Annotated in this window: 13 protein-coding genes; 3 read left to right on the forward strand and 10 right to left on the reverse strand. The window is 66.8% G+C overall.

Going from position 1 to position 13,602, the window contains the following annotated elements; all coding sequences use genetic code 11:
• Positions 1-40: 40 nt before the first annotated feature.
• The 6 genes from rlmH to ABFG95_RS23785 all read right to left on the reverse strand — a co-directional run bounded on the left by rlmH (position 41) and on the right by ABFG95_RS23785 (position 4,709).
• Positions 41-511, reverse strand: coding sequence for a 23S rRNA (pseudouridine(1915)-N(3))-methyltransferase RlmH (gene rlmH, locus ABFG95_RS23760; RefSeq protein ID WP_049075290.1), 471 nt, complete (start codon positions 509-511; stop codon positions 41-43).
• A gap of 8 nt (positions 512-519) precedes the next feature.
• Positions 520-924 (reverse strand): ribosome silencing factor, encoded by a 405-nt coding sequence (rsfS, locus tag ABFG95_RS23765; RefSeq protein WP_054417831.1) that lies wholly within the window; start codon positions 922-924, stop codon positions 520-522.
• 73 nt (positions 925-997) lie between these two features.
• Positions 998-1,585, reverse strand: coding sequence for a nicotinate (nicotinamide) nucleotide adenylyltransferase (nadD, locus tag ABFG95_RS23770; protein ID WP_049075288.1), 588 nt, complete (start codon positions 1,583-1,585; stop codon positions 998-1,000).
• Positions 1,582-2,493, reverse strand: coding sequence for an oxygen-dependent coproporphyrinogen oxidase (gene hemF, locus ABFG95_RS23775; protein ID WP_049075287.1), 912 nt, complete (start codon positions 2,491-2,493; stop codon positions 1,582-1,584). Before hemF ends, nadD begins: the two co-directional genes overlap by 4 nt.
• Positions 2,494-2,505: 12 nt before the next feature.
• Positions 2,506-3,813 (reverse strand): phosphoribosylamine--glycine ligase, encoded by a 1,308-nt coding sequence (gene purD / locus ABFG95_RS23780; RefSeq protein ID WP_049075285.1) that lies wholly within the window; start codon positions 3,811-3,813, stop codon positions 2,506-2,508.
• A 164-nt stretch (positions 3,814-3,977) separates the two neighbouring features.
• A complete protein-coding gene (locus ABFG95_RS23785) occupies positions 3,978-4,709 on the reverse strand; it encodes a YebC/PmpR family DNA-binding transcriptional regulator (protein ID WP_278992554.1) in 732 nt (243 codons plus the stop codon).
• A 159-nt stretch (positions 4,710-4,868) separates the two neighbouring features.
• Between ABFG95_RS23785 and ABFG95_RS23790 the strand changes: the two genes are divergently transcribed.
• The 3 genes from ABFG95_RS23790 to ABFG95_RS23800 all read left to right on the forward strand — a co-directional run bounded on the left by ABFG95_RS23790 (position 4,869) and on the right by ABFG95_RS23800 (position 8,584).
• Entirely contained in the window at positions 4,869-6,392 is a 1,524-nt protein-coding gene (locus tag ABFG95_RS23790; RefSeq protein ID WP_278992553.1) for a helicase HerA-like C-terminal domain-containing protein, read from the forward strand.
• Positions 6,393-6,538: 146 nt separating this feature from the next.
• Positions 6,539-7,606, forward strand: coding sequence for a tartrate dehydrogenase (locus ABFG95_RS23795; RefSeq protein WP_278992557.1), 1,068 nt, complete (start codon positions 6,539-6,541; stop codon positions 7,604-7,606).
• 21 nt (positions 7,607-7,627) lie between these two features.
• Entirely contained in the window at positions 7,628-8,584 is a 957-nt protein-coding gene (locus ABFG95_RS23800; protein WP_175146181.1) for a hypothetical protein, read from the forward strand.
• A 58-nt stretch (positions 8,585-8,642) separates the two neighbouring features.
• On the opposite strand, the gene ABFG95_RS23805 is transcribed toward ABFG95_RS23800, so the two are convergent.
• The 4 genes from ABFG95_RS23805 to ABFG95_RS23820 form a co-directional block, all read right to left on the reverse strand.
• Positions 8,643-10,262, reverse strand: coding sequence for a DHA2 family efflux MFS transporter permease subunit (locus ABFG95_RS23805; RefSeq protein ID WP_278992552.1), 1,620 nt, complete (start codon positions 10,260-10,262; stop codon positions 8,643-8,645).
• 12 nt (positions 10,263-10,274) lie between these two features.
• A complete protein-coding gene (locus ABFG95_RS23810) occupies positions 10,275-11,534 on the reverse strand; it encodes an HlyD family efflux transporter periplasmic adaptor subunit (protein WP_049075277.1) in 1,260 nt (419 codons plus the stop codon).
• Between the two features lie 20 nt (positions 11,535-11,554).
• Complete coding sequence (locus ABFG95_RS23815) at positions 11,555-12,982, reverse strand: efflux transporter outer membrane subunit (RefSeq protein WP_049075275.1); 1,428 nt, start codon at positions 12,980-12,982, stop codon at positions 11,555-11,557.
• Between the two features lie 105 nt (positions 12,983-13,087).
• Positions 13,088-13,588, reverse strand: coding sequence for a MarR family transcriptional regulator (locus tag ABFG95_RS23820; RefSeq protein WP_049075274.1), 501 nt, complete (start codon positions 13,586-13,588; stop codon positions 13,088-13,090).
• Positions 13,589-13,602: the final 14 nt, after the last annotated feature.

Raw genomic sequence — 13,602 nt, forward strand, 5'->3', positions numbered from 1 at the left:
GGGAAGCGGCGCGCGCCAGGCCGGCGTCCGGCGTCCTGCCTCAGGCGCGATGGTAGGGATGGTTGGTCATGATGGCCCAGGCGCGGTAGAGCTGTTCGGCCAGCACCACGCGCACCATGGGGTGCGGCAGCGTCAGTGACGACAGGCGCAACTGGCCGCTGCACGAGGCCTTGAGCTCGGCATCCAGGCCGTCGGGGCCGCCGACCAGGAAGGCGACGTCCTGGCCACCGGCGCGCCATTGCTCCAGCTTTTGCGACAACGCCATGGTGGTGAGGTCGCGGCCGCGTTCGTCCAGCGCCAGGCGTAGCGCACCGGCCGGCAGCGCGGCCTCGATGCGCTTGGCCTCGGCGGCCATCATCTGGGCCGGGGTCTTGCCAGTGGTGCGAGGCTCGGGCTTGATCTCGCGCAGTTCCAGCGCGCAGTCGGGGGGCAGGCGCTTGGCGTAGTCATCCCAGGCGGTCTGCACCCAGTCCGGCATGCGCGTGCCCACGGCGGCGACGATCAGCTTCACGCCGCGCCTCAGTCGTCGGTGCTGTCGTAGGCGCTATCGCTGGCGATCGGCGCGACCCGGGTGGATTCGGGCAGCAGTTTGACGCGCACCGGCTTGCCGCCCCAGATCTCTTCCAGGTTGTAGTACTGGCGGATGGCGGGCTGCATGATGTGGACCACGACATCGCCAAGGTCGACCACGACCCATTCGCCGGTGTCTTCGCCTTCGATCGTGATGCCGGACAGGCCGAGCGCGCGGCCGCGGTCCGACACGCTGGAGGCCAGCGCGCGGGTCTGCCGGTTGGAAGTGGCGCTTGCAATCACGACGCGATCGAACAGGCTGGTCAGATGCGTGGTGTTGAAGACCTTGATGTCTTGCGCCTTGACGTCTTCGAGGGCGTCGATGACGGCGCGTTGGAGTTTCTGTATATCCATAGCTGCAAATATAACCCGCTGACGGACGGCGAGTGCCGGTTTCCGTGGCGCTGCGCGCCAGGGCGGGATGGGTTTATCGGTAAAGATGGTGCGCCGCAATATAGGCAGCGACGGGCGCGGCCAGCAGGCCGTCGGTCGATTCGCCCCGGGCCAGGCGCTCGCGGATCTGCGAGGCCGAGACCGGCATCGGGGCGAAAGGCAATTCTTCGAGCTGGCGTCCCTGGCCGCGCAGCCAGTCGGCCAGTTCCGCGGGCGGCGCCAGCGGCGTGCCTGGGCGTGTGGCCACCGCCAGGTCGACCAGGCTGGCGATTTCGCGCCATGACTGCCAGGTGCAGAAATTGGCCAACTGGTCGGCGCCCAGCAGCCAGACATAGCGGGCATCCGCGGGCAGGGCGCGCAGGGTGTCGATAGTGTAGGTGGCGCCGCCGCGTTCGAGTTCGATCGGGTTGACCGCCAAGCCATCGTGGCCGGCGATGGCCAGCTCCAGCATGGCGCGGCGCTGGTCCGCGGTGGCGTGCAAGGCGGCGCGCTGCCAGGGGTTGGCCGCCGGGATCAGTTGCACTTGCGCCAGGCCGAGCGCGCGCAGCGCGTTTTCGGCCAGCGCGACATGCGCGACGTGGACGGGGTCGAAACTGCCGCCCAGAAGACCGATGCGCTTCACACCCAGTCCCGCGGCGTCAGGTAGGCAGCCAGCTCGGCCTCGGGCGTGCCCGCCTCCGGTTGCCAGTCGTAGCGCCATTGCGCCAGCGGCGGCATGGACAGCAGGATCGACTCGGTGCGGCCGCCGGACTGCAGGCCGAACAGCGTGCCGCGGTCGAACACCAGGTTGAATTCGACGTAGCGGCCGCGGCGGTAGGCCTGGAAGTCGCGTTCGCGTTCGCCGTAGGGCGTGTGGCGGCGACGTTCGACGATCGGCAGGTAGCTGTCGAGGAAGGCGTCGCCGACCGAGCGCGTCAGGGCGAACGAGGCGTCGAAGCCGGGAGCGTTCAGGTCATCGAAGAAAATGCCGCCGATGCCCCGGGTTTCGTTGCGGTGCTTGAGGAAGAAATACTCATCGCACCAGCGCTTGTAGCGCGGGTAGTAGTCGGCGCCATGCCCGGCCAGGGCGTCGCGGCACACCGTGTGGAAGTGACGCGCGTCTTCCTCGAAAGGGTAGTAAGGCGTCAGGTCGATGCCGCCGCCGAACCAGAACACGTCGGCCTCGTCATGGCCGGGACGGGCCGCGGCGACGAACATGCGCACGTTCATGTGCGTGGTGGGCACGTACGGGTTGCGCGGGTGCAGCACCATCGACACCCCCATGGCTTCCCAGGAGCGGCCGGCCAGCTCGGGCCGGTGCGCACTGGCCGACGGCGGCAGCTTCGAACCCTGGACGTGGCTGAACAGCACGCCGGCGCGCTCGAACAACTGGCCGCCTTCGAGCAGGCGCGACAGGCCGCCGCCGCCTTCGGGCCGGACCCATTCGTCGCTGCGGAAGGGACCGCCTTCGGCGGCCTCCAGCGCGGCGACGATGCGGGACTGCAGGCCGGTGAGGTAGCCGCGGACGTCGGCGACGGGCAAGGCGTTCATCGGCGCTTCCGGTTACGCGTTGGACTTGGGCTTCTGCTGCGACGGCTTGAGCGCGCGCCAGCCGATGTCGCTGCGGTACTGGCGGCCGTCGAAGTGGATGCCGTCGATGGCTTCGTACACGCGGTCGCGCGCCATCTTGACCGAGTCGCCCAGCGCCGTGACGCACAGCACGCGGCCGCCGGTGGTCTGGGTTTCGTCGCCTTCCAGGCGGGTGGCCGCGTGGAACACCATGCAGTCGTCGGCGTCGGCGGGCAGGCCGCGGATGACGTCGCCGGTGCGCGGGGTGTTGGGATAGTTGTGCGAGGCCAGCACCACGCCCAGGGCGGTGCGGCGGTCCCAGGTGATGTCGGCCTGGTCCAGCGTGCCCTCGACGGCGTGCTCGAGCGCGTCCAGCAGGTCGCTCTTGACGCGCATCATGATCGGCTGGGTTTCCGGGTCGCCCATGCGGCAGTTGAATTCCAGCGTCTTGATGTCGCGGTCGGGATCATCGCCGGGGGCGATCATCAGGCCGGCGTACAGGAAGCCGGTGTAGGGGATGCCGTCGCGCGTCATGCCCTGCACGGTCGGCAGGATGATTTCGCGCATGATGCGGTGGTGCAGCTCGGGCGTGACGATCGGGGCGGGCGAGTAGGCGCCCATGCCGCCGGTGTTCGGGCCCTGGTCGCCGTCCTGCAGGCGCTTGTGGTCCTGGCTGGTGGCCAGCGCCAGCACGTTGCGGCCGTCGCACATGACGATGAAGCTGGCTTCCTCGCCGACCAGGCATTCCTCGATGACGACGCGCGCGCCGGCTTCGCCCATGGAGCCGTCGCCCAGCATGGCGTCAACGGCGGCGTGGGCCTCTTCGAGCGTGGCGGCGACCACCACGCCCTTGCCGGCGGCCAGGCCGTCGGCCTTGATCACGATGGGGGCGCCTTCCTGGTCGATGTAGGCATGCGCCTGGGCCGGGTCGGTGAAGGTGGCATAGCGCGCGGTCGGGATATTGTGCCGGACCATGAAGGCCTTGGCGTAGTCCTTGGAGCTTTCCAGTTGCGCGGCGGCCTTGGTCGGGCCAAAGATCTTCAGGCCGCGGGCGCGGAAGACGTCGACCACGCCGGCGGCCAGCGGCGCCTCGGGGCCGACGACCGTCAGGGCGATGCCTTCGCGCTGGACGAAATCGGCCAATTCCTCGGCATTGGTGAGCGGGATGTTTTCCATCTGCTCGGCCCGTTGCGTGCCGCCGTTGCCCGGCGCCACATACACCTTGTGTACGCGCGGGGAGCGGGCCAGTCGCCAGGCGAGGGCATGTTCGCGGCCGCCCGAGCCAATTACCAGGAGTTTCATTGTTGCGTGATTCTTAAGGTTGCCAGTCGAGTGTCGTCAGACACCTGCCCGAGAGATAGGCCACGGATCCGGGCGGGCCCGGATCCGGTGACAGCGTGGCGCGAGGAGGCGAGGCCTGCCGCGCGCCGGGTAATGGAAAAACCGCGCGGAAAACCGCGTGGAAATTACTGCGCTTCGTCGAAAATGACGGTGGTATAGACTTCCTGCACGTCGTCCAGGCCTTCCAGGGCGTCGAGCAGCTTCTGCATCTTGATGGCGTCTTCGCCGGCCAGTTCGGTTTCGTTCAGGGCCTTCATGACAATGCCGTCGACCTCGGCCTTCAGGCCGGCCTCGTCGAACGCCTTGCGCACGGCGGCGTAGTCGGCCGGGGCGCAGATGACTTCGATCACGCCTTCCTCGTCGGTGGCGACGTCTTCGGCGCCGGCCTCGAGGGCGGCTTCCATGACTTTGTCTTCCGGCGTGCCGGGAGCGAACACGAATTGGCCGCAGTGCTTGAACATGAAGGCGACCGAGCCTTCCTGGCCCAGGTTGCCGCCGTTCTTGGCGAAGGCGTGGCGCACTTCGGCCACGGTGCGGGTGCGGTTGTCGGTCATGCAGTCGACGATGACCGCCGCGCCGCCGATGCCGTAGCCTTCGTAGCGCACTTCTTCGTACGCTTCGCCGTCCGCGCCGCCCGCGCCGCGCTGGATGGCGCGCTGGATGTTGTCCTTGGGCATGTTGGCGTCGGTGGCCTTGTCCCAGGCCATGCGCAAGCGCGGGTTGCTGTCCGGGTCGGGGCCGCCGGCGCGCGCCGCCACGGTGATTTCACGAATGATCTTGGTCCAGAGCTTTCCGCGTTTGGCGTCTTGGCGGCCTTTGCGGTGCTGAATATTGGCCCATTTGCTGTGTCCGGCCATGGCTTCCCAGGATAAATTGTCTGCAAAAACGGCATTTTACCGTGCCGGCGGCCGACGCGCCCGGGAGTGCGCCGCCTGTGTCCATATTGCCACGCGCACAACCGCCATCGCAGGCTCTACACTTGGGCATCTGAGTCATTCCGGTCCGGAGAGCTGTCCATGCCCAATCCCATCGTCATCGCCAAGAACGCGCAGACCGAATTGGCCCTCTTGCCCGCCCTGGCCAACCGCCACGGCTGCATCACTGGCGCCACCGGTACCGGCAAGACCGTCACCCTGCAGGTGCTGGCCGAATCCTTCTCCCGCATCGGCACGCCGGTCTTCATGGCCGACGTCAAGGGCGACCTGACCGGCATTTCGCAGGCCGGGACGGCCAGTCCCAAGCTGCAGGAGCGGCTCAAGAACCTGGGCCTGGATGAGCCGGCCTGGGGCGCCAGCCCGGTCGCGCTGTGGGACGTGTTCGGCGAGCAGGGCACGCCGGTGCGAGCCACCATCACTGACATGGGGCCGCTGCTGCTGGCGCGCATCCTGGAGTTGAACGATACCCAGGAAGGGGTGCTGACCCTGGTTTTCAAGGTGGCCGACGACGAGGGCCAGTTGCTGCTGGATCTGAAAGACCTGCGCGCGATGCTGCAGAACGTCGCCGACCGCGCCGCCGAGCTCAAGACCCGCTATGGCAACGTGTCCGCCGCCAGCGTCGGCGCGATCCAGCGCGGCCTGCTGGCGCTGGAGTCGCAGGGCGCCGAGAAATTCTTCGGTGAGCCGATGCTGGACGTGGCCGACCTGATGCGCACCGACGCCCAGGGCCGTGGCATCGTCAACGTGCTGGCCGCCGACAAGCTGATGCAGGCCCCCCGGCTGTACGCGATCTTCCTGCTGTGGCTGCTGGCCGACCTGTACGAGAAGCTGCCCGAGGTGGGGGATCCGGACCAGCCCAAGCTGGTGTTCTTCTTCGACGAGGCGCATCTGCTGTTCAACGACGCGCCGCCGGCGCTGCTGAACAAGATCGAGCAGGTGGTGCGCCTGGTGCGTTCCAAGGGCGTGGGCGTGTATTTCGTCACGCAGAATCCGCTGGATATTCCGGACACGGTGCTGGGGCAACTGGGCAACCGGGTGCAGCACGCGCTGCGGGCCTTCACGCCGCGCGACCAGAAGGCCGTCAAGACCGCGGCCCAGACCATGCGGCCCAATCCGGGGCTGGACATCGAAGCCGCCATCACCGAACTGGGCGTGGGCGAGGCGCTGGTGTCGCTGCTGGACGCCAAGGGGCGACCGATGCCGACCGAACGCGCCTGGATCGTGCCGCCAGCGAGCCGTATCGGCCCGGCCACCGACGCGGAGCGCCAGGCCTTGCGCCAGGGCAGCCCCATGTCGGCCAAATATGACAAGGCCATCGACCGCGAATCTGCGTACGAGGTGTTGGCCGGACGCGCCGCGGCGCCGGCCGATCAGGCCCCCGGAAGGGCCGCGCCGACGCCGACGGCGGGGGGCGCGCCGGCCGGGGCGCAGGGCGGGGGGCTCATGGACAGCCTGAATGACGTGCTGTTCGGCTCGACCGGGCCGCGCGGCGGCAAGCGCGACGGCGTGGTGCAGACCTTCGCCAAAAGCACGGCCCGGTCGATCGCGACGCAACTGGCGCGCGGTATTCTCGGATCGCTGCTGGGATCCAAGACGCGTCGCTGAATTCTGTGTTCCATTAACGGAACAAATTTGTGCTCGGTTTGTTGTAACGCAGGGTAGTACGTTGTTTGTAACTTGGGGTATTGCGTTGCCGTCATTTATGCCTATGATTCTGGGCGATGCAATCCAGGATACAAAGGAAGCGGACGGTGGTAAAAAAGCACAAAATTGCGGTGATCCCAGGGGACGGAATTGGCAAGGAAGTCGTTCCAGAGGGCCTGAAAGTACTCGACGCCGTGGCGTCACGCTTCGGCATTGAGTTCCAGTGGGACCACTTCGACTGGAGCTGCGATTACTACGCCCAGCACGGCAAGATGATGCCGGACGATTGGCAACGGCAGATCGGCCAGCATGAAGCGATTTTCTTCGGCGCCATCGGTTGGCCAGCCACGGTGCCCGACCACGAGGCGCTATGGGGCTCCCTGTTCAAGTTTCGCCGTGAATTCGATCAATACATCAATCTGCGTCCGGTGCGTCTGATGCCGGGGGTGCCGTCGCCGCTGGCCGGCCGCCAGCCCGGCGAGATCGATTTCTTCATCGTGCGCGAAAACACCGAGGGAGAATATTCCAACAGTGGCGGCGTCCTGTTTGGCGGCACCGAGCGCGAAGTCGTCATTCAGGAAAGCGTATTTACCCGCATCGGTGCCGAGCGCGTGTTGAAATTCGCCTTCGAATTGGCCCGCAAGCGCGGCAAGCACCTGACGGCTGCGACCAAGTCCAACGGTATTTCGATTTCGATGCCCTGGTGGGATCAGCGCGTGGTGGATATGGCCGGGAACTATCCGGATGTTCGTTGGGACAAATATCACATCGATATCCTCTGCGCGCACTTCGTGCAACACCCTGACTGGTTCGACGTGGTTGTAGCTTCCAATCTTTTCGGCGATATTCTCTCCGACCTTGGCCCCGCCTGCACCGGAACCATTGGTATCGCGCCGTCTGCCAATCTGAATCCCGAGCGAAGATTCCCCTCGCTGTTCGAGCCCGTGCACGGTTCTGCACCCGATATTTACGGCCAGGGCATCGCCAACCCGATCGGCCAGATCTGGAGCGGCGCGCTGATGCTGGACTTTCTCGGGTATCCGGATGCCTCGGGGACCGTGGTCCGCGCCATTGAGTCGGTGCTGGCTGACGGCCCACGTACGCGCGACATGAAGGGCTCCGCATCAACAGCCGAGGTGGGCGACGCTATCGCGTCGCTTATCGAGTCGGTGTAGCGCTGTATGAGGACCGATACTATGGTCGAACCCATTGCCGCCCCCACTGTTCGGGTGGGCGGCAGTCGTGCGGACCGCTTCGTTCGGAAGCTTTTCCGGATGATGCGGTCGCGCACGCAGCGCCACAATCAGCATCTGTGGCCCTTCGTGCGTATCTGGCGCAATCCGGCCGGAGTGATCTGTGGTTTCCGGGCGCTAGGTCGTTCTATTCCGATTACGCCGTTGGAGCAGGGATACGACCCCAGCGACGACGAGATGCATCTGATTCTGAGCGGCCCCTCGATTGCCGAGATTCCTTATGACCGCCTGAATATCCGGGCCGCCATGGGAGTGAATGGATCGATCACACTGAAGCGCAAGTTCGATCTGCAGTTCAAGTATTACTGCATTATCGATCAGAACTTCGTGCGGGACCGCATTGATCTGGTGCGCGAGATCGTCGCTTGTGACCTAACGCTGTATGTGCTGCCGGATGTGCTGCGCTACATCATGCAGGGGATTGCGCAGGAATACATTCGTTGCCGCATTTGTATCATCGAATTCATTTCAGAGCGCGCCTACCAGCGCAGCGCAGCGCCCGCAGTGCTCAAGCGCATCGTGGCGGCGTCGCCAGACCTGCGGTTATTGGATGCCAAGCAGGGCCTGGGATACAGCTTCGACGCGTCACTTGGGGTGTTCGACGCCGATACGGTGGCCTATGTGGCGCTGCAGGTGATGATTTCCGGTGGGGCGCGCAAGGTTTACGTGCACGGGCTGGACCTGACGCTGCAGCATGGCATGCGGTTCTATGACGAGGGTGACACGCCTCAGACCAGCCGGCTGGCGCGCAATTTCGCCCACCTTATCGAACCCTCGTTTCGTTTCGCCGCGCAGCAGTGGCGTGCGCGCGGTGTGTCGGTGATCAATCTGTCGTCGGTAAGCGCGCTGCCGCCGGAGGTGATCGAGCGGCAGGACTGGCGCGCGTTGCTGAAAAATTGAATTAGGGCTCGGCAGATTCTGCCGGGCCCTATTCTTTGGCCCCTCTGTCGTGAGAGGTTTAGTGGGCGCCCGCGGCTGCTTCCGCGGCGCCGCCACCGCCGCCCGCCTTGGCCGAGCGCGGCCGCGCGAACCAGACCAGCCCGGTCAGCAGCAGGAAGATGACCGCCGAGGCGTAGAACACATCCACCGCCGACATGGTGAATGCCTGGGCGTTGATCAGCCTGTCGACCGTGCTCAGCGCCTGCTGGTGCGACATGCCGACGCCGTTTTGCAGTGCGCTCAAGGTCTGGTCGAAGGCCTGCTGGCCCGGCTTGGCGACCTCGGTCAGCTGGGCATGGTGCAGGGTGGCGCGGTTTTCCCACAGCGTGGTCGCGATCGAGGTGCCGAAGGCGCCGGCGGTCAACCGCAGGAAGTTCGACAGGCCCGAAGCGGCCGGTATGCGCCAGGGCTCGATGCTGGACAGGGTGATCGAGGTCAGCGGCACGAAGAACGCCGCCATGGCCGCGCCCTGGATGATCGTCGGGATCATCAACGTGCGCACGTCGGTCTGGGTGTTGAAGCCCGAACGCATGAAGCACACCAGCGCGAAGATCAGGAACGCCACCGTCACGATCTGGCGCGGATCACGGGTGGCCAGCATCTTGCCCACCATCGGCGTGAGCAGGATGGCCAGCAGGCCCACCGGCGCGGTCACCAGGCCGGCATAGGTGGCCGTGTAGCCCATGTAGCTTTGCAGCCACAAGGGCAGCAGCACCACATTGCCGAAGAACACGCCGTAGGCCACCGCCAGCGTCAGTGCGCCGACCGTGAAGTTGCGGATCTTGAACAGGCGCAGGTCGACCACCGGATGCGCGTCGGTCAGTTCCCAGATCAGGAAGAAGACGAAGGCGACGAAGGCGATGGCCGCCAGGGCGATGATGGTGGGGCTGGCGAACCAGTCCAGTTCCTTGCCCTTGTCGAGCATGATCTGCAGCGAGCCGACCCACACCACCAGCAGCACCAGGCCGAGTTTGTCGATCGGCAGCTTGCGGGTCAGCGATTCGCGGTTGCCGTAGATGCGCCAGCTGATCCACGCCGCCAGCAGGCCCACCGGCACGTTGATGTAGAAGATCCAGGGCCAGGTGTAGTTGTCGGAGATCCAGCCGCCCAGCAGGGGGCCGGCCACCGGCGCCACCAGTGTCGTCATGGACCAGACCGCCAGCGCCATGCCCGCCTTGGACTTGGGGAAGCTGGCCAGCATCAGGGTCTGCGACAGCGGGATCATGGGCCCGGCCACCGCGCCTTGCAGCACGCGGAATGCGATCAGGGCTTCCAGCGACGGCGAGAAACCGCACAGCCACGAGGCCAGCACGAACAGCAGGGTGGAGATCAGGAAAAGCCGCACCTGGCCGAACCGCTGCGTCAGCCAGCCGGTCAACGGCACGGTGATGGCATTGGCCACGGCGAACGAGGTGATGACCCAGGTGCCCTGGCTGGAGCTGACACCCAGGTCGCCGGAAATCGTGGGAATGGACACGTTCGCGATCGAGGTGTCCAGCACATTCATGAACACCGCCGTGGACAGCGCGATCGACCCGATGATGCGGGTAGCGCCCTCCAGCGGCGGATAGGTTCCCGGCGGAAGTACGGTGGATTCGGCGGGGGCGCCGCCGGCCGCGGGCTGCGCGGTGGTGCTCATGGGAACGCTCCCTTACTTGGCGCCGCGCGCCAAGCCCTCTTTGGTCGCGGGCGTTGCGGCCGCCTGCGGGGTGAATTCGTCGGAGGCGAGGTTGGCCTGGATGATCTTCTCGATCGTGGCGTCGATCTCGTCATGGGCAGGTTCGAAGGCGCGCGTCGACCAGGCCGGTTCCTTGCGGGCGGCCGCGGTCAGCGCTTCGCCGTCCTGCTTGCCGACGTCGACTTCCACGTCCATCGACAGGCCCACGCGCAGCGGGTGCGTCTTCAGGTCCTCGGGATCGAGCTTGATGCGCACGGGCACGCGCTGCACCACCTTGATCCAGTTGCCGGTGGCGTTCTGGGCCGGCAGCAGGGCGAAGGCGGCGCCGGTGCCGGCATCCAGGCCCTCGACGGTGCCGTGGTAGGTGATCGAGCTGCCGTACAGGTCGGCGGTCATCTTGACCGGTTGGCCGACGCGCATCTTGCGCAGCTGGCCTTCCTTGAAGTTGGCTTCGACCCAGACCTGGTCCAGCGGCACCACGGTCATGAGCGCGGCGCCGGGCGCCACCCGCTGGCCAACCTGGACGCTGCGGCGGGCGATGACGCCGCCGACGGGCGCCGGCAGCACCGTGCGCGATTGCGCCAGCCAGGCGTTGCGCAGACCGGCCACGGCCTGGCGCACGTCGGGGTGGTCGGCCACCGTGGTGCCTTGGGTCAGGGCCTGGTTGGTCGCCAGCTTGGCGCGCGAGGCGGCCAGCGCCGCGCGCGCCTGCGCCAGGCCGGACTGCGCGGTCTTGAGCGCCGCTTCGGCGTGCAGGATTTCCTCGCCGCTGACGCCGCCCGACTTGGCCAGTTGCTGGCGCCGGCTGACGTCGCTCTGGGCGCGCGTCAGTTCGGCCTGGGCGCGTTGGATGTCGGCCTGGCGCAGGTCGACGTCCGCGGCCAGCGCGTCGTTCTGGACATAGTAGGTGCGGACCTGGCGCACGGTCTGCGCCAGCTTGGCCTCGGCCTGCTGCAGGGCGACCTGCGTGTCGGCGGGATCGATGCGCACCAGCGGCTGGCCGGCGGTGACGGTCTCGGTGTCGTCGGCCTCGATGGCCACCACGGTGCCGGGCACCTGCGGGGTGATCTGCACCAGGTTGCCGTGCACGTAGGCGTCATCGGTGCTTTCGAAGTGGGCGCCGAACAGGACCCACCAGATGCCGTAGGCGATCGCGATGAGGATGAAAACGCCGGTGGCGATCAGCAGCAGGCGTTTGCGGGCGGGATTGGTCGTGGGAGTGGCTGCGTTCATGACGTCTGAATCCGGAGCGTTCAATGAGTGGGGTTCGTGGCGGGCGCGGGCTGCTGCGCGGGGGCGGGGACGTAGCCGCCGCCCAGTGCGTTGGCCAGGTTGGCGTCCAGCTGGTAGGCGCGGATGCGCAGGTCGGTGTCGAGCCGGGCCTGGGTCAGCACGCCGGTCTGCGCGACCAGCACGGTCAGGTAGTTGCCCATGCCGGCCTTGTAGCGGTTGACGGCCAGCTCGTAGGCGGCCTCGATGGCTTCGCGCGCCTGGCGCTGCTGCGCCCGTTCCTGCTCCAGCAGGCGCAGCCCGTCGAGCGCGTCGGCGACCTGATGCACGGCGTCCAGCACGGTCTGGTTGTAGTCGGACACGGCCAGGTCGGCGTCGGCGCGGCGGCTGGCCAGGTTGGCGTTCAGCTCGCCGCCGTGGAAGATCGGCAGGGTGACGGCGGGGCCGATGCCGGCGGTGCGGGCGGCGGCGCTGAGCAGGTTGCCCGTGCCGATCGCCTGGAAGCCGGCGAAGGCGACGAGGTTGATGTTGGGATAGAACTCGGCGCGGGCGCTGTCGATCTGGTGGCGGGCGGCCTCGGCGCGCCAGCGCGCCGCGACCACGTCGGGGCGGTGGCCCAGTAATTCCAGCGGCACGCTGGCCGGCACGCCGCCGCCGGGGGCGGTCAGTGTGGTCGCCACCAGCGACTGGCCGCGCTGCGGACCGGCGCCGGCCAGCGCCGCGACCTGGTTGCGAAGCTGCGCCAACGTGGTTTCGGTCTGGGTCAGTTCGACCTGGCCGGCGGCCAGTGAGGATTCGGCCTGCTTCACCTCGACCTGGGTGTCCAGGCCGGCCGAATAGCGGCCGCGGGTCAGAGACAGGACTTCCTCGCGCTGGGCCAGCACCCGCTTGAGGACCTCGCGCTGGGCGAACGCGTCCTGCAGGTTGAGGTAGGCGCGCACGGTGGCGCTGGCCAATACGTTGCGCGCGGCCTGGGCGTCGGCTTCGGCGGCGGCCTGTTGCGACACCGCTGCCTTCAGGTGCGAACGGTTCTTGCCCCAGAAGTCGAGTTCATAGCTGAAGTCCAGCGCCAGGCGGTTGTCGCTGACCACCGACCCGCCCAACGGGGCCGGGTAGATGTAGTCGCTGGACAGGTGTTCGCGGTTCAGCGTGTAGTTGGCGTCCACGCGCGGCATCAGCGGCGCGCGGGCCGTGCTGACGGCGGCATTGGCCTTGGCCAGGCGCGCCTGCGCGGCGGTCATGGACGGGCTGTTGGCCAGCGCTTCGTCCATCAGCGTGTCGAGCTGGCTGTCGCCGTAGCGTTGCCACCATTTCGTCTCGGGCCAGGTCACGGCCTGGCTCGTCAATCCCAGCTTGGCTTCATTCAGGGCGGCCACCGGCTCGGGGCCGGGTTCCATCAGGGCGCAACCGCTCAAGGCCAGCACTAATGCGGTAGAAAGAAGGCGTTTCATCCTGACAATCTGCTGAAAGTAATTGATTAATCTGTATTTGCCTAGGCAAATATTACGTCAAATAAAGCCCCTTTTGCAGGGGCGGGTCGGCTTGGGTGGACGTCGTCAGCGCTCGGGCGCGGAGGCGGAACCGTTGGCGATCATGCGGCGCAGAAAGTGCATCAACTGCGTCACTTCGTCGGTGGAGAAACCACGCAGGTGGTGGTTCAGCACGTGGGCGATATTGGGCGGAATTTCGCGCGCCTTGGCCTCGCCGAGCTCCGTCAGCTCGATCTTCACGACGCGCCGGTCCTGCTGGCTGCGCGCCCGCCGCAGCAGGCCCTTGGCCTCGAGCCGGTCGAGCGTGCGGGTCATGGCGCCGGTGTCGACGCCATTAAGCCGGGCCAGTTCGGCGGGCGTGTCGGCCCGGCCCAGGGAGACCATGGCGATGGGACGCCATTGCATGGCGGTGAGATCGAGCGGCGCCATTTCCTGGTCCAGCATCCGGTTCAGGGAATTGGCGACGAGCTTGATCAGGTAGCCGGCGTTCTCTTCCATCATGCAGCGGGTGTCCCCGCGATAATGAATCGGATTTTCGGAAGAATCAGGGCGTGACGAGGCATTCATGGCCCAGATTTTAC

The organism is Achromobacter sp. HNDS-1, assembly GCF_040084795.1.
In the GTDB taxonomy this organism is placed as follows: Bacteria; Pseudomonadota; Gammaproteobacteria; order Burkholderiales; family Burkholderiaceae_B; genus Achromobacter; species Achromobacter ruhlandii.

Coding starts and splice junctions, on each gene's coding strand:
- ABFG95_RS23815 (WP_049075275.1), bottom strand. CDS start 12,982: ATGAAACGCCTTCTTTCTACCGCATTAGTGCTGGCCTTGAGCGGTTGC.
- rsfS (WP_054417831.1), bottom strand. CDS start 924: ATGGATATACAGAAACTCCAACGCGCCGTCATCGACGCCCTCGAAGAC.
- purD (WP_049075285.1), bottom strand. CDS start 3,813: ATGAAACTCCTGGTAATTGGCTCGGGCGGCCGCGAACATGCCCTCGCC.
- ABFG95_RS23785 (WP_278992554.1), bottom strand. CDS start 4,709: ATGGCCGGACACAGCAAATGGGCCAATATTCAGCACCGCAAAGGCCGC.
- hemF (WP_049075287.1), bottom strand. CDS start 2,493: ATGAACGCCTTGCCCGTCGCCGACGTCCGCGGCTACCTCACCGGCCTG.
- ABFG95_RS23805 (WP_278992552.1), bottom strand. CDS start 10,262: ATGAGCACCACCGCGCAGCCCGCGGCCGGCGGCGCCCCCGCCGAATCC.
- ABFG95_RS23810 (WP_049075277.1), bottom strand. CDS start 11,534: ATGAACGCAGCCACTCCCACGACCAATCCCGCCCGCAAACGCCTGCTG.
- ABFG95_RS23820 (WP_049075274.1), bottom strand. CDS start 13,588: ATGAATGCCTCGTCACGCCCTGATTCTTCCGAAAATCCGATTCATTAT.
- ABFG95_RS23790 (WP_278992553.1), top strand. CDS start 4,869: ATGCCCAATCCCATCGTCATCGCCAAGAACGCGCAGACCGAATTGGCC.
- ABFG95_RS23800 (WP_175146181.1), top strand. CDS start 7,628: ATGGTCGAACCCATTGCCGCCCCCACTGTTCGGGTGGGCGGCAGTCGT.